Origin of the sequence: Ottowia beijingensis (genome assembly GCF_013423955.1) — a bacterium.
Lineage (GTDB): Bacteria > Pseudomonadota > Gammaproteobacteria > Burkholderiales > Burkholderiaceae_C > Ottowia > Ottowia beijingensis.
This window is the reverse complement of the sequence record NZ_JACCKX010000003.1, coordinates 44656-59813: the sequence shown is the minus strand read 5'-3', so window position 1 is coordinate 59813 and position 15158 is coordinate 44656. Positions and strand designations below refer to the sequence as shown.

The following is a 15158-nucleotide window of genomic DNA, read 5'->3' as shown; positions in this document are numbered from 1 at the left end:
AAGTCAATGAAATCAACGATCTACCAACACCACCTCCGCGCCAGTGCTAGCTTTTCGTACCGTCACTTATTGCACTGAAAACGAGGAGACCCCTGCATGCGGTGTTGTGCGCAGCCGGCTTCGACATCCGCTGGCTGCTGCGTGCCATCGCCCGGCGGGGCATTGCTCCAGCCTTTTGCGCTCGCTTTGGCTGCTGTCAGCGCTCGCAGCGTCGGCGAGTCGACTCGCTACTCTTACACGTCCGGCGCTTCTCGTCGGCGCCGCGAGATGAATTTTGCAGGGCCGACGAGATCGACTCGGCGCAGTATTTCCAGGCCCTGGCGAATACTGTGCATTTGTACAGTATTCATGTCAGCCACTTCCAAGCCCAAGCTCTACAACCCACGCCACCCCGAACGCACGCTGCTCTACCAAACGGTAGCCGAGCACTACGAGACCTGGCTAGAGTTGGCCAGCGCGGGTCAGTTCGACGGCCAGGGCGACCACCACACCCCCAAGCCCTTCGTGCGCAAAGCGTTTGCCAAGTATCTTGAGTGCGGCATCTTTGCCCATGGCTTTGCCCGCGCTCGCTGCGGCGACTGTGGGCACGACTACTTTGTAGCCTTCTCCTGCAAAGGCCGGGAGTCTGCCCCTCGTGCACCACCCGGCGCATGGTGGAGACAGCAGCGCACCTGAACGACCACGTCTCCCCGCCTGCCGGTGCGCCAGTGGGTGCTGTCGGTTCCCAAGCGGCTTCGGTACTTCATGCAGCGCGACGGAGCGGTGCTGAGCATGGTGCTGCGCATCTTTCTGCGGGTGATCGCACAAACTCTGCAGACCCACAGCCCCGGTGCGGCCCATATGGACAAGGCAGGCCTGCACATCGGTGCCATCGCCTTCATTCACCGATTCGGCTCCAGCCTCAATGAACACGTCCACTTCCACGTTTGTGTGGTGGACGGGGTGTTTGAGGAAGTGGAGGGCGAGGGCGATGCTGATGCGACCCCTCGAATCTCATCGCCGGGTGTCATCTTTCACGCGGCCACCGGCATCGATGCGGCTACCGTGGCCCCAGTGCAGACCACACTGCAAAAACGCATCCTGCGCGCCTTCGTTGCTCGGGGCCTGCTGGAGAACTGTGACGCCAAAGACATGCTGGGCTACAAACACAGCGGCTTCTCGGTGGACGCCGGTGTCTGCATCGAAGCCCACGACCGCGCTGCGCTGGAGCGGCTGCTGCGCTATTGCGCGCGTCCACCGTTTTCCATGGAGCGCCTACGCAAAGAGGAAGCAAACTGGTGTACCGCTGTGCCAAACAGCGCAGCGAGCCCACCAGTGACAAGCGTGGTGCCAAGGCAGATGAGCTGCACCTCACACCGCTGGAGCTCATCGACCGCATTGCCGCGCTGGTGCCACCGCCACGCACCCACCGGCACCGCTACTTTGGTGTGCTGGCACCAAACTCGCCGCTGAGAGCGGCGGTAACGGCGCTGGCTCAGCCTGCTGCGTCGCAACCAGCCACGGTGGAGACTGCACAACCTGGCGCGGGCGTACCTGGGGTGGCGGCGCCGGGCAACGCGGCCACACCCACACCCGAACCTGAAGCACGCCCGAAGCGAGCGGCGCATTACTTGTGGGCGGTGCTGATTGCCCGCATCTACGAGGCATTTCCGCTGCTGTGCCCCATGTGCGGTGGGCAGATGCGCATCATTGCCTTCATCACCCACAGCGCCGAAATCCGCCACATCCTGAACCACATCGGGGTGGACTCGCAGCCACCGCACATAACCCCGGCACGCGGGCCACCGCTGTGGGAGGGCTGCGACGCGCCGGTGGATGATGGTGCGCAAGGCGAGCCGGATTGGGATCTGGCAGCTCAACCCGACGAGGTAGACCAGCGCGTCAATTGGTGACCCAGTGAAGCGGCGGTATCCATCGCTGCGGGAAGCAGCTGCGCGCGCGCCAGGCCCAAATGCATACTGCCTCCCAAGCTCTTGCCATTGAGCGGCAAGCGAGCGCTCAACCTTCCTTGGCCGAACGTGTTTCGAGGCCCAAAACTCGTGCCATACTTGGCCTCATGCGGTTGAATTTCCTATCCGTGGGATGGCTTTGTGCATGGCGAAGAACCGGATGCTATCCCGCCGCGCCCTCCTGCGAGGTCCATCCCATGCGCCGGGCCATCTCCGCACGCCATTGCGCGCGCGGGCGGAAACCGGGCAGGCCGCGCGCGTGCGCCTCCAGGCGCTGCAGCAGCGTGGCCTCGTCGTCCAGGTCGATCGGCACGGCCATGGGTTGCGAGACATACCAGGGCAGGTCGAAGTACAGCTCGAGCCGGTTGCCCTCGGGATCCGGGACATAGATGGACACCGCGTTGCCGTGGGTGATGGGCCTGACTTCGCCTGCGCCACGGGCCTGGAGGGTGCGGTACATGCGGCACAGCGTGTCCAGGCTGTCGGCCTTCAGCGAGATCTGGTTGATCGGGTTGAAGTCCAGCTCCTTCGGACGGCCGGAGATCAGCACGAGCTGGTGGTGTTCGTCGGGATCGCGGCTGAGGAACACCAGGTCGCGCGGGCCATTCGGCCCCGGCAACTGGCCGCGGTCCGTGACGGTGAACGCCAGCAGCTCCGTGTAGAAGGCCTCGAGGGCGGCGATGTCGTGCACGAACATGCCGAAGTGGCTGAAGGAAAAGCCGGGACGCGTCACAAGAGTCTCCATGGAATCAGGGCCCCGGCGCAGGCACCCGATGGCCATGCGCGGTGCGCCGGCGGATTCTAGCGCTTCGCGGTTAAATATCGATATTTTTGCTTTAGAGATATATTTTTCCTTTTGTCGCTATGATCGCCGCGACCTGAATCCGAAGCGGGGCGCTCCGCCCCCCACCGCATGCAACCCATCCTGAACGTCATCACCTGCAGCACGCGCCCCGGCGCGTCGGCCCCGCCGTGGCCGCCTGGTTCGAGCAAGTGGCCCGCGCGCAAGGCGAATTCGAAGTCGTCGCCTGCGATCTCAAGGAACTGGCCCTGCCCCTGCTGGACGAGCCGGAGCATCCGCGCACGGGCAAGTACAGCCACGCGCACACCCTGCGCTGGAGCAAGCTCACGGCGGCCGCGGATGCCTACGTCTTCGTGCTGCCCGAGTACAACTTCGGCCCGCCCGCCTCGCTGCTGAACGCGCTGAGCTACCTGAGCGCCGAGTGGGCCTACAAGCCGGCGGCATTCGTCAGCTACGGCGGCATGTCCGGCGGCATCCGCGCGGTGCAGGTCGCCAAGCAGTTGATGACCACCCAGAAGATCGTGCCGCTGCTGGAAGCCGTGGCCGTCCAGAACGTCGGCACGCTCGTGGACGCCGAAGGCAAGTTCCAGCCGGCGGCGCTGCACGGCGAGTCCGCCGCCGCGATGCTCAAGGAGCTCGCACGCTGGGCCGCGGCCCTGCGCCCCCTGCGCGCGCCGACGCCCTGACGCGCAAGGCGTCCCAACCCGTAGTCACCAAGGAAGCACTCCATGAAATTGATCAGTTTCACGCGGGGCGATCGCCCCGGATTCGGGGCCGTCGTCGAAGGCGGCGTCGTCGACCTGGGCGCCGCCCTGGACGGCAAGTACGCGGACCTGCGGGCGCTGCTGGCCGGCGATGCGCTGGCCGAAGCGCGCGCCGCGGTGGCGCAGCGCAAGCCCGACTTCGCCCTGGAGTCGGTCACCCTGCTGCCCGTCATCCCCGAGCCCGGCAAGATCTGGTGCTGCGGCCTGAACTACCACGAGCACGTGCAGGAGACCAACCGCGAGGTCACCGAGCAGCCCACCTTCTTCCTGCGCGTGGCCGACTCCCAGGTGGGCCACGGCCAGGCCATCGTGCGGCCCCGCGAATCCACCCAGCTGGACTACGAAGCCGAGATCGCCGTGATCATCGGCAAGGGCGGCCGCCGCATCGCCGAGGCCGACGTGGCCCGCCACATCGCCGGCTACGCCTGCTACAACGACGGCAGCGTGCGCGACTGGCAGCGCCACACCTCCCAGTGGGTGCCCGGCAAGAACTTCTGGCGCACCGGCGGCTTCGGCCCCTGGATGGTCACCGCCGACGAGATCCCCTTCGGCACCAGCATGACGCTCGTCACCCGCCTCAACGGCCAGGAGATGCAGCGCGCCACCACCGAGATGATGATCCACAGCATCGCCCGGCAGATCGCCTACGTCTCGGCCATCGCCCCGCTGCAGGCCGGCGACGTGGTCGTCACCGGCACCCCGGTGGCGTGGGCGCGCGGCGCCAGCCCCGGTGTGGATGAAGGCCGGCGACGTCGTGGAGATCGAGGTCGATCGCATCGGCGTGCTGCGCAACCCCATCGTCGACGAAGACTGAACCAACGAGGAGACCGGAAGATGAACAAGACCACTCGCATCCTCGCCGCCGCTGTCCTGGGCCTGGGCGCATCGGCGGTGTCGGCTTCGGACTTTCCGCAGGGGCCGATCGAGGTGACCGTGCCCTTCGCCGCCGGCGGCGGCCTGGACCAGAACGCCCGCGCGTTCGCCAAGGCCTTCTCCGAGGCGCTGAACACGCCGGTGGCGGTGATGAACCGCGACGGCGCGGCCGGCGCGATCGGCCTGGCCTTCGTGGCCGGCGCGCGCGCCGACGGCTACGCGCTGGCGTTCACGCCCGCCGTGTCGCTCACCAGCCAGCCGCACCGCGTCAAGACGATCAAGTACGGCGTGGAGTCGTTCTCCCCGTGTGCCACGTCTTCGACAACATCTTCGCGATCGCGGTGCTGGCGAACTCGCCGTACAAGACGATCGCCGACGTGCTGGTGGGTGCACGCAAGGAGCCGGGTGCGGTGAGCTACGGCACCTCTGGCATCGGCTCGATCCCCATCTGGGCACCGCCGACATCGAGGCCGCGGCCAAGGTGCAGCTGAACCACGTCGCCTACAAGGGCGACGGCCCGATGATGCAGGACCTGCTGGGCGGCCGCCTGGGCTTCGGCGCGGTGCTGGCCAGTTCGGTGCGCGCGCAGGTGCAGGCCGGCACGCTGCGGCTGCTGGCGGTGTACTCGGACCAGCGCCATCCGCATTTCCCGGCCGTGCCCACGCTGACCGAGTCGGGCGTGCCGGTGGTGCAGCTGAGCTTCGGCGGCCTGCTGGCGCCGGCCAAGACGCCGACCGCCGTGCTGGACAAGCTGCAAGCCGCCTGCGAACGCGCGGTGAAGTCGCCCGGCTACGTGGACTGGGCCGCCAAGGCCGGCCAGGTCGTCGAGTACCAGCCGGCCGAAGCGTTCGGGCGCAAGCTGCGCGAGGACAGCCGGGCGAAGGCAGCGACGATCCAGCGGCTGGGCCTGTAACCGGCAGCGATCGCTGATCGAGGCTGAGGGCTCCCGCGTGGGAGCCCTTTGTTTCGCTCGGGCTTGCCGCGGCGCCGAAGGCCGCCGCACAGCCGGCATCACCTACGGCCGCGCAGGAAGCGGCGCACAGGTCGCCGCTGCATGCACCGGCTGCGCACCCGGCGCGCTGCAGTGCAATGGATCCAGAGCGGAAATGGATCCGCAGGAGCAGCTCATGAAGAAGTTCATCTTGTCTGCCGTCGCCGCCAGCGCGATGGCGTTCGGCGGCTTCGCGCACGCCGACCTGATCGATGGCGTGGGAAAGACGCTGTCGCAGATCTTCGGCGTCCCGTACGACCCGACGCCGCCCGACCGGCCCGCCTTCCCCGTGGGCACCGTGTACACCGACGCCAACGGCACGCGCTACCAGGTGGACCCGGCCGGCCGCCACATTCCGCTGGCGCAGGGGCCCGCGCCCTATGCCGACGTCGTCGTGCCGCCCACGGTCGCCGTCGCGCCGGTCTTCGACGACGACGGCGACGGCGTGGCGAACCAGTACGACCGCTATCCGTACGACGGTCGCTACCGCTGACCCCGGCACGCCGCCGCCGACCACGGCAGGGCCGGGCGGCGGATCACGCCAGGGATCCAAGCTGGCCTACACGGCCACCCGGCCAGGCGCATCGACACTGCGTCATCGGCGCTACTGGAGCTAAATAGATACCCCTTGCATTTGTACAGTATTCATGTCAGCCACTTCCAAGCCCAAGCTCTACAACCCACGCCACCCCGAACGCACGCTGCTCTACCAAACGGTAGCCGAGCACTACGAGACCTGGCTAGAGTTGGCCAGCGCGGGTCAGTTCGACGGCCAGGGCGACCACCACACCCCCAAGCCCTTCGTGCGCAAAGCGTTTGCCAAGTATCTTGAGTGCGGCATCTTTGCCCATGGCTTTGCCCGCGCTCGCTGCGGCGACTGTGGGCACGACTACTTTGTAGCCTTCTCCTGCAAAGGCCGGGAGTCTGCCCCTCGTGCACCACCCGGCGCATGGTGGAGACAGCAGCGCACCTGAACGACCACGTCTCCCCGCCTGCCGGTGCGCCAGTGGGTGCTGTCGGTTCCCAAGCGGCTTCGGTACTTCATGCAGCGCGACGGAGCGGTGCTGAGCATGGTGCTGCGCATCTTTCTGCGGGTGATCGCACAAACTCTGCAGACCCACAGCCCCGGTGCGGCCCATATGGACAAGGCAGGCCTGCACATCGGTGCCATCGCCTTCATTCACCGATTCGGCTCCAGCCTCAATGAACACGTCCACTTCCACGTTTGTGTGGTGGACGGGGTGTTTGAGGAAGTGGAGGGCGAGGGCGATGCTGATGCGACCCCTCGAATCTCATCGCCGGGTGTCATCTTTCACGCGGCCACCGGCATCGATGCGGCTACCGTGGCCCCAGTGCAGACCACACTGCAAAACGCATCCTGCGCGCCTTCGTTGCTCGGGGCCTGCTGGAGAACTGTGACGCCAAAGACATGCTGGGCTACAAACACAGCGGCTTCTCGGTGGACGCCGGTGTCTGCATCGAAGCCCACGACCGCGCTGCGCTGGAGCGGCTGCTGCGCTATTGCGCGCGTCCACCGTTTTCCATGGAGCGCCTACGCAAAGAGGGAAGCAAACTGGTGTACCGCTGTGCCAAACAGCGCAGCGAGCCCACCAGTGACAAGCGTGGTGCCAAGGCAGATGAGCTGCACCTCACACCGCTGGAGCTCATCGACCGCATTGCCGCGCTGGTGCCACCGCCACGCACCCACCGGCACCGCTACTTTGGTGTGCTGGCACCAAACTCGCCGCTGAGAGCGGCGGTAACGGCGCTGGCTCAGCCTGCTGCGTCGCAACCAGCCACGGTGGAGACTGCACAACCTGGCGCGGGCGTACCTGGGGTGGCGGCGCCGGGCAACGCGGCCACACCCACACCCGAACCTGAAGCACGCCCGAAGCGAGCGGCGCATTACTTGTGGGCGGTGCTGATTGCCCGCATCTACGAGGCATTTCCGCTGCTGTGCCCCATGTGCGGTGGGCAGATGCGCATCATTGCCTTCATCACCCACAGCGCCGAAATCCGCCACATCCTGAACCACATCGGGGTGGACTCGCAGCCACCGCACATAACCCCGGCACGCGGGCCACCGCTGTGGGAGGGCTGCGACGCGCCGGTGGATGATGGTGCGCAAGGCGAGCCGGATTGGGATCTGGCAGCTCAACCCGACGAGGTAGACCAGCGCGTCAATTGGTGACCCAGTGAAGCGGCGGTATCCATCGCTGCGGGGAAGCAGCTGCGCGCGCGCCAGGCCCAAATGCATACTGCCTCCCAAGCTCTTGCCATTGAGCGGCAAGCGAGCGCTCAACCTTCCTTGGCCGAACGTGTTTCGAGGCCCAAAACTCGTGCCATACTTGGCCTCATGCGGTTGAATTTCCTATCCGTGGGATGGCTTTGTGCATGGCGAAGAACCGGATGCTATCCCGCCGCGCCCTCCTGCGAGGTCCATCCCATGCGCCGGGCCATCTCCGCACGCCATTGCGCGCGCGGGCGGAAACCGGGCAGGCCGCGCGCGTGCGCCTCCAGGCGCTGCAGCAGCGTGGCCTCGTCGTCCAGGTCGATCGGCACGGCCATGGGTTGCGAGACATACCAGGGCAGGTCGAAGTACAGCTCGAGCCGGTTGCCCTCGGGATCCGGGACATAGATGGACACCGCGTTGCCGTGGGTGATGGGCCTGACTTCGCCTGCGCCACGGGCCTGGAGGGTGCGGTACATGCGGCACAGCGTGTCCAGGCTGTCGGCCTTCAGCGAGATCTGGTTGATCGGGTTGAAGTCCAGCTCCTTCGGACGGCCGGAGATCAGCACGAGCTGGTGGTGTTCGTCGGGATCGCGGCTGAGGAACACCAGGTCGCGCGGGCCATTCGGCCCCGGCAACTGGCCGCGGTCCGTGACGGTGAACGCCAGCAGCTCCGTGTAGAAGGCCTCGAGGGCGGCGATGTCGTGCACGAACATGCCGAAGTGGCTGAAGGAAAAGCCGGGACGCGTCACAAGAGTCTCCATGGAATCAGGGCCCCGGCGCAGGCACCCGATGGCCATGCGCGGTGCGCCGGCGGATTCTAGCGCTTCGCGGTTAAATATCGATATTTTTGCTTTAGAGATATATTTTTCCTTTTGTCGCTATGATCGCCGCGACCTGAATCCGAAGCGGGGCGCTCCGCCCCCCACCGCATGCAACCCATCCTGAACGTCATCACCTGCAGCACGCGCCCCGGCGCGTCGGCCCCGCCGTGGCCGCCTGGTTCGAGCAAGTGGCCCGCGCGCAAGGCGAATTCGAAGTCGTCGCCTGCGATCTCAAGGAACTGGCCCTGCCCCTGCTGGACGAGCCGGAGCATCCGCGCACGGGCAAGTACAGCCACGCGCACACCCTGCGCTGGAGCAAGCTCACGGCGGCCGCGGATGCCTACGTCTTCGTGCTGCCCGAGTACAACTTCGGCCCGCCCGCCTCGCTGCTGAACGCGCTGAGCTACCTGAGCGCCGAGTGGGCCTACAAGCCGGCGGCATTCGTCAGCTACGGCGGCATGTCCGGCGGCATCCGCGCGGTGCAGGTCGCCAAGCAGTTGATGACCACCCAGAAGATCGTGCCGCTGCTGGAAGCCGTGGCCGTCCAGAACGTCGGCACGCTCGTGGACGCCGAAGGCAAGTTCCAGCCGGCGGCGCTGCACGGCGAGTCCGCCGCCGCGATGCTCAAGGAGCTCGCACGCTGGGCCGCGGCCCTGCGCCCCCTGCGCGCGCCGACGCCCTGACGCGCAAGGCGTCCCAACCCGTAGTCACCAAGGAAGCACTCCATGAAATTGATCAGTTTCACGCGGGGCGATCGCCCCGGATTCGGGGCCGTCGTCGAAGGCGGCGTCGTCGACCTGGGCGCCGCCCTGGACGGCAAGTACGCGGACCTGCGGGCGCTGCTGGCCGGCGATGCGCTGGCCGAAGCGCGCGCCGCGGTGGCGCAGCGCAAGCCCGACTTCGCCCTGGAGTCGGTCACCCTGCTGCCCGTCATCCCCGAGCCCGGCAAGATCTGGTGCTGCGGCCTGAACTACCACGAGCACGTGCAGGAGACCAACCGCGAGGTCACCGAGCAGCCCACCTTCTTCCTGCGCGTGGCCGACTCCCAGGTGGGCCACGGCCAGGCCATCGTGCGGCCCCGCGAATCCACCCAGCTGGACTACGAAGCCGAGATCGCCGTGATCATCGGCAAGGGCGGCCGCCGCATCGCCGAGGCCGACGTGGCCCGCCACATCGCCGGCTACGCCTGCTACAACGACGGCAGCGTGCGCGACTGGCAGCGCCACACCTCCCAGTGGGTGCCCGGCAAGAACTTCTGGCGCACCGGCGGCTTCGGCCCCTGGATGGTCACCGCCGACGAGATCCCCTTCGGCACCAGCATGACGCTCGTCACCCGCCTCAACGGCCAGGAGATGCAGCGCGCCACCACCGAGATGATGATCCACAGCATCGCCCGGCAGATCGCCTACGTCTCGGCCATCGCCCCGCTGCAGGCCGGCGACGTGGTCGTCACCGGCACCCCCGGTGGCGTGGGCGCGCGGCGCCAGCCCCGGTGTGGATGAAGGCCGGCGACGTCGTGGAGATCGAGGTCGATCGCATCGGCGTGCTGCGCAACCCCATCGTCGACGAAGACTGAACCAACGAGGAGACCGGAAGATGAACAAGACCACTCGCATCCTCGCCGCCGCTGTCCTGGGCCTGGGCGCATCGGCGGTGTCGGCTTCGGACTTTCCGCAGGGGCCGATCGAGGTGACCGTGCCCTTCGCCGCCGGCGGCGGCCTGGACCAGAACGCCCGCGCGTTCGCCAAGGCCTTCTCCGAGGCGCTGAACACGCCGGTGGCGGTGATGAACCGCGACGGCGCGGCCGGCGCGATCGGCCTGGCCTTCGTGGCCGGCGCGCGCGCCGACGGCTACGCGCTGGCGTTCACGCCCGCCGTGTCGCTCACCAGCCAGCCGCACCGCGTCAAGACGATCAAGTACGGCGTGGAGTCGTTCTCCCCGTGTGCCACGTCTTCGACAACATCTTCGCGATCGCGGTGCTGGCGAACTCGCCGTACAAGACGATCGCCGACGTGCTGGTGGGTGCACGCAAGGAGCCGGGTGCGGTGAGCTACGGCACCTCTGGCATCGGCTCGATCCCCATCTGGGCACCGCCGACATCGAGGCCGCGGCCAAGGTGCAGCTGAACCACGTCGCCTACAAGGGCGACGGCCCGATGATGCAGGACCTGCTGGGCGGCCGCCTGGGCTTCGGCGCGGTGCTGGCCAGTTCGGTGCGCGCGCAGGTGCAGGCCGGCACGCTGCGGCTGCTGGCGGTGTACTCGGACCAGCGCCATCCGCATTTCCCGGCCGTGCCCACGCTGACCGAGTCGGGCGTGCCGGTGGTGCAGCTGAGCTTCGGCGGCCTGCTGGCGCCGGCCAAGACGCCGACCGCCGTGCTGGACAAGCTGCAAGCCGCCTGCGAACGCGCGGTGAAGTCGCCCGGCTACGTGGACTGGGCCGCCAAGGCCGGCCAGGTCGTCGAGTACCAGCCGGCCGAAGCGTTCGGGCGCAAGCTGCGCGAGGACAGCCGGGCGAAGGCAGCGACGATCCAGCGGCTGGGCCTGTAACCGGCAGCGATCGCTGATCGAGGCTGAGGGCTCCCGCGTGGGAGCCCTTTTTGTTTCGCTCGGGCTTGCCGCGGCGCCGAAGGCCGCCGCACAGCCGGCATCACCTACGGCCGCGCAGGAAGCGGCGCACAGGTCGCCGCTGCATGCACCGGCTGCGCACCCGGCGCGCTGCAGTGCAATGGATCCAGAGCGGAAATGGATCCGCAGGAGCAGCTCATGAAGAAGTTCATCTTGTCTGCCGTCGCCGCCAGCGCGATGGCGTTCGGCGGCTTCGCGCACGCCGACCTGATCGATGGCGTGGGAAAGACGCTGTCGCAGATCTTCGGCGTCCCGTACGACCCGACGCCGCCCGACCGGCCCGCCTTCCCCGTGGGCACCGTGTACACCGACGCCAACGGCACGCGCTACCAGGTGGACCCGGCCGGCCGCCACATTCCGCTGGCGCAGGGGCCCGCGCCCTATGCCGACGTCGTCGTGCCGCCCACGGTCGCCGTCGCGCCGGTCTTCGACGACGACGGCGACGGCGTGGCGAACCAGTACGACCGCTATCCGTACGACGGTCGCTACCGCTGACCCCGGCACGCCGCCGCCGACCACGGCAGGGCCGGGCGGCGGATCACGCCAGGGATCCAAGCTGGCCTACACGGCCACCCGGCCAGGCGCATCGACACTGCGTCATCGGCGCTACTGGAGCTAAATAGATACCCCTTGCATTTGTACAGTATTCATGTCAGCCACTTCCAAGCCCAAGCTCTACAACCCACGCCACCCCGAACGCACGCTGCTCTACCAAACGGTAGCCGAGCACTACGAGACCTGGCTAGAGTTGGCCAGCGCGGGTCAGTTCGACGGCCAGGGCGACCACCACACCCCCAAGCCCTTCGTGCGCAAAGCGTTTGCCAAGTATCTTGAGTGCGGCATCTTTGCCCATGGCTTTGCCCGCGCTCGCTGCGGCGACTGTGGGCACGACTACTTTGTAGCCTTCTCCTGCAAAGGCCGGGAGTCTGCCCTCGTGCACCACCCGGCGCATGGTGGAGACAGCAGCGCACCTGAACGACCACGTCTCCCCGCCTGCCGGTGCGCCAGTGGGTGCTGTCGGTTCCCAAGCGGCTTCGGTACTTCATGCAGCGCGACGGAGCGGTGCTGAGCATGGTGCTGCGCATCTTTCTGCGGGTGATCGCACAAACTCTGCAGACCCACAGCCCCGGTGCGGCCCATATGGACAAGGCAGGCCTGCACATCGGTGCCATCGCCTTCATTCACCGATTCGGCTCCAGCCTCAATGAACACGTCCACTTCCACGTTTGTGTGGTGGACGGGGTGTTTGAGGAAGTGGAGGGCGAGGGCGATGCTGATGCGACCCCTCGAATCTCATCGCCGGGTGTCATCTTTCACGCGGCCACCGGCATCGATGCGGCTACCGTGGCCCCAGTGCAGACCACACTGCAAAACGCATCCTGCGCGCCTTCGTTGCTCGGGGCCTGCTGGAGAACTGTGACGCCAAAGACATGCTGGGCTACAAACACAGCGGCTTCTCGGTGGACGCCGGTGTCTGCATCGAAGCCCACGACCGCGCTGCGCTGGAGCGGCTGCTGCGCTATTGCGCGCGTCCACCGTTTTCCATGGAGCGCCTACGCAAAGAGGGAAGCAAACTGGTGTACCGCTGTGCCAAACAGCGCAGCGAGCCCACCAGTGACAAGCGTGGTGCCAAGGCAGATGAGCTGCACCTCACACCGCTGGAGCTCATCGACCGCATTGCCGCGCTGGTGCCACCGCCACGCACCCACCGGCACCGCTACTTTGGTGTGCTGGCACCAAACTCGCCGCTGAGAGCGGCGGTAACGGCGCTGGCTCAGCCTGCTGCGGCGCAACCAGCCACGGTCGAGACTGCACAATCTGGCGCGGGCGTGGGCGTACCTGGGGTGGCGGCGCCGGGCAACGCGGCCACACCCACACCAGAACCTGCAGCACCTCCCAAACGCCCAGCGCACTACCTATGGGCGGTGCTGATTGCCCGCATCTACGAGGTCTTCCCACTGCTGTGTCCGAACTGCGGGGGCAAATGCGCATCATTGCCTTCATCACGCACAGCGCCGAAATCCGCCACATCCTGAACCACATCGGGGTGGAGTCTGCCCCCCGCACATCACCCCGGCACGCGGGCCACCGCTGTGGGAGGGCTGCGACGCGCCGGTGGATGATGGTGCGCAAGGCGAGCCGGATTGGGATCTGGCAGCTCAACCCGACGAGGTAGACCAGCGCGTCAATTGGTGACCCAGTGAAGCGGCGGTATCCATCGCTGCGGGGAAGCAGCTGCGCGCGCGCCAGGCCCAAATGCATACTGCCTCCCAAGCTCTTGCCATTGAGCGGCAAGCGAGCGCTCAACCTTCCTTGGCCGAACGTGTTTCGAGGCCCAAAACTCGTGCCATACTTGGCCTCATGCGGTTGAATTTCCTATCCGTACAGCAGTACCGTCACCACGCCCAGCAGCATGGATGCCGCCATCACCAAGTAGGCCGTGGTCCAGGCGCCGGCCTGGTAGCCCGCCAGGCCGGCCACTTCAGCGCGCGCGGCCACCCACAGCACGCCCGCGCCGGCCCAGATCATGGCCAGGCGGTAGCCCGTCTGGTAGGTGGCGGCCAGGGCGGCCTGGTGGTCGGCGTCGGCGGATTCGATGCGGAAGGCGTCCAGCGCAATGTCCTGCGTGGCAGAGCCAAAGGCCACCAGCAGCGCGCACCACACTATGGGCCCCAGGGCGTCGCGCGGGTCGGCCAGCGCCATGCCGACCAGGCCGGTCATCACCAGCGCCTGCGCCAGCAGCAGCCAGCTGCGCCGCCGGCCCAGCCAGCGTGTGAGCAATGGCAGCGGCAGGCGGTCCACCAGCGGCGACCAGACCCACTTGAACGCATAGGCCAGCCCCACCCACGACAGGTAGCCGATGGTGGTGCGGTCGATGCCCGCCTCGCGCAGCCTGAAAGACAGCGTGCCCAGCACCAGCAACAGCGGCAGCCCCGCCGCAAAGCCCAGGGCCAGCATGCGCAGGCTGGCGGGCTCCAGATAGACAAGCCAGGCCTGGCGCCAGGAGCGGCGAGGGGGCAGCGGCAGCAGGGGAGCGTTGGTGGCGGTTTCGGCAGGCATGGGCAAGGGCGGGGGATGGGTGCAATCGCGGGATTATCCGCACCGCAGCGCGCAGCGCGCAGCGCGCAGGACGCCATGACACCCGCCGGCCAGCATTGGCGGGGTGCGCCAGTCTGTCCTAGACTCGCGCCCATGACCATCCGCACCCCCAACCCCTTGTCCTCGTTGTCCGCCTGGCCGGGCTGCCTGTGCTGCGTCGCGCGCGGTGATCAGTCCGGCGGAATCTGGCAGGCGCGCCGCGCCTTTGTGCTGGCGGCGGCTGGGGCGGCGGCGCTGCCGGCGGCGGCGCAGGTGGATGTGGGCAGCGCATCGGGCATGCGCATGCTGGTGCCCGCCGAGACGCTGGAAGAATCCGCCGTGCAGCAATACAACCAGCTGCTGGCGCAGGCCAAGGCCAAACGCGCACTGGCGCCGGACAACCACCCGCAGCTGGTGGCGCTGCGCGGTATTGCCCGCCGCCTCATTCCCCACGCCGCGCAGTGGAACAGCCGCGCGGCCCAGTGGCGCTGGGAGATCAACCTGATCGCTAGCCGCCAGATCAACGCCTTTGCATGCCGGGCGGCAAGATTGCGTTCTACACGGGCATCCTGGACCAGCTCAAACTGACCGGCGACGAGGCCGCCATGATCATGGGCCACGAAATGGCCCACGCGCTGCGCGAGCACGCCCGCTCGCGCGTGGCCAAAAGCCAGGCCACCAGCATTGGCCTGTCGCTGGGCGCGCAGCTGCTGGGCCTGGGCGAGCTGGGCAACGTGGCGGCCAACCTGGGCACGCAGCTGCTCACGCTCAAGTTCAGCCGCTCCGACGAGACCGAGGCCGACCTGGTCGGCCTGGAGCTGGCCGCCCGCGCCGCCTACAACCCGCAGGCCGCCGTCAGCCTGTGGCGCAAGATGGGCGCGGCCACGGGCAACAACGGCGTCGCGTTCTTGTCCACCCACCCCTCGGGGCCAGACCGCATCCGCGAGCTGGAGGGCAACGTGCCCAAGGTGCAGGGGCTGTACCAGGCGGCGCGGGGTGGTTGATTTGCTTCTTTATTGAT

Annotated in this window: 12 protein-coding genes and 7 pseudogenes; 16 read left to right on the top strand and 3 right to left on the bottom strand. The window is 67.4% G+C overall.

The features are described from left to right. The first annotated feature begins 348 nt into the window (after nt 1–348). Nucleotides 349–1892: pseudogene (locus H0I39_RS20530) on the top strand (IS91-like element ISCR8/ISPps1 family transposase). A gap of 220 nt (nt 1893–2112) precedes the next feature. Here the strand turns inward: H0I39_RS20530 and H0I39_RS20525 are convergent. Further along, nucleotides 2113–2730 carry a VOC family protein gene (locus H0I39_RS20525; protein ID WP_373368320.1) on the bottom strand — a complete coding sequence of 206 codons (618 nt, stop codon included), beginning with the start codon at nt 2728–2730 and terminating at the stop codon, nt 2113–2115. Between the two features lie 212 nt (nt 2731–2942). Here H0I39_RS20525 and H0I39_RS20520 point away from each other — a divergent pair, with 212 nt between their 5' ends. The 7 genes and pseudogenes from H0I39_RS20520 to H0I39_RS20490 all read left to right on the top strand — a co-directional run bounded on the left by H0I39_RS20520 (nt 2943) and on the right by H0I39_RS20490 (nt 7570). Beyond that, a complete protein-coding gene (locus H0I39_RS20520; protein ID WP_308645957.1) occupies nt 2943–3437 on the top strand; it encodes an NADPH-dependent FMN reductase in 495 nt (164 codons plus the stop codon). Nucleotides 3438–3479: 42 nt separating this feature from the next. Then, a pseudogene (locus H0I39_RS20515) lies at nt 3480–4329 on the top strand (fumarylacetoacetate hydrolase family protein). 20 nt (nt 4330–4349) lie between these two features. After that, the gene (locus H0I39_RS20510) at nt 4350–4802 is read left to right on the top strand and encodes a Bug family tripartite tricarboxylate transporter substrate binding protein (RefSeq protein ID WP_180551528.1); all 453 of its coding nucleotides are present in this window, start codon (nt 4350–4352) and stop codon (nt 4800–4802) included. After that, nucleotides 4696–5301: a tripartite tricarboxylate transporter substrate-binding protein gene (locus H0I39_RS20500; protein ID WP_308645895.1), complete on the top strand. Its 606-nt coding sequence runs from the start codon at nt 4696–4698 to the stop codon at nt 5299–5301. The genes H0I39_RS20510 and H0I39_RS20500 overlap by 107 nt, the downstream gene beginning before the upstream one ends. Before the next feature lie 37 nt (nt 5302–5338). Next, entirely contained in the window at nt 5339–5872 is a 534-nt protein-coding gene (locus H0I39_RS20495) for a hypothetical protein (protein WP_180551914.1), read from the top strand. Between the two features lie 154 nt (nt 5873–6026). After that, nucleotides 6027–6353: a transposase zinc-binding domain-containing protein gene (locus H0I39_RS24455; protein WP_373368362.1), complete on the top strand. Its 327-nt coding sequence runs from the start codon at nt 6027–6029 to the stop codon at nt 6351–6353. A gap of 69 nt (nt 6354–6422) precedes the next feature. Then, a pseudogene (locus H0I39_RS20490) lies at nt 6423–7570 on the top strand (transposase). 221 nt (nt 7571–7791) lie between these two features. On the opposite strand, the gene H0I39_RS20485 reads toward H0I39_RS20490, so the two are convergent. Then, nucleotides 7792–8409 carry a VOC family protein gene (locus tag H0I39_RS20485; RefSeq protein ID WP_373368320.1) on the bottom strand — a complete coding sequence of 206 codons (618 nt, stop codon included), beginning with the start codon at nt 8407–8409 and terminating at the stop codon, nt 7792–7794. 212 nt (nt 8410–8621) lie between these two features. On the opposite strand from H0I39_RS20485, the gene H0I39_RS20480 reads away from it, so the two are divergent. The 7 genes and pseudogenes from H0I39_RS20480 (at nt 8622) to H0I39_RS24445 (ending at nt 13095) form a co-directional block, all read left to right on the top strand. Beyond that, on the top strand, nt 8622–9116 hold the full coding sequence (locus H0I39_RS20480) for an NADPH-dependent FMN reductase (protein WP_308645957.1): 495 nt from the start codon (nt 8622–8624) through the stop codon (nt 9114–9116). Nucleotides 9117–9158: 42 nt separating this feature from the next. Then, nucleotides 9159–10009, top strand: a pseudogene (locus H0I39_RS20475) (fumarylacetoacetate hydrolase family protein). Between the two features lie 20 nt (nt 10010–10029). Then, complete coding sequence (locus tag H0I39_RS20470; protein ID WP_180551528.1) at nt 10030–10482, top strand: Bug family tripartite tricarboxylate transporter substrate binding protein; 453 nt, start codon at nt 10030–10032, stop codon at nt 10480–10482. After that, nucleotides 10376–10981, top strand: a complete 606-nt coding sequence (locus H0I39_RS20460) for a tripartite tricarboxylate transporter substrate-binding protein (protein WP_308645895.1) — start codon at nt 10376–10378, stop codon at nt 10979–10981. Before H0I39_RS20470 ends, H0I39_RS20460 begins: the two co-directional genes overlap by 107 nt. Nucleotides 10982–11197: 216 nt before the next feature. Next, a complete protein-coding gene (locus H0I39_RS20455; protein WP_180551530.1) occupies nt 11198–11554 on the top strand; it encodes a hypothetical protein in 357 nt (118 codons plus the stop codon). Between the two features lie 154 nt (nt 11555–11708). Beyond that, a complete protein-coding gene (locus H0I39_RS24450) occupies nt 11709–12128 on the top strand; it encodes a transposase zinc-binding domain-containing protein (RefSeq protein ID WP_373368367.1) in 420 nt (139 codons plus the stop codon). Further along, nucleotides 12104–13095, top strand: a pseudogene (locus H0I39_RS24445) (transposase). Before H0I39_RS24450 ends, H0I39_RS24445 begins: the two are co-directional and overlap by 25 nt. A gap of 349 nt (nt 13096–13444) precedes the next feature. Here the strand turns inward: H0I39_RS24445 and H0I39_RS20445 are convergent. Continuing rightward, a pseudogene (locus H0I39_RS20445) lies at nt 13445–14119 on the bottom strand (MFS transporter); the annotation flags it as partial. A gap of 132 nt (nt 14120–14251) precedes the next feature. On the opposite strand from H0I39_RS20445, the pseudogene H0I39_RS20440 reads away from it, so the two are divergent. Then, nucleotides 14252–15141: pseudogene (locus H0I39_RS20440) on the top strand (M48 family metallopeptidase). Nucleotides 15142–15158 lie beyond the last annotated feature (17 nt).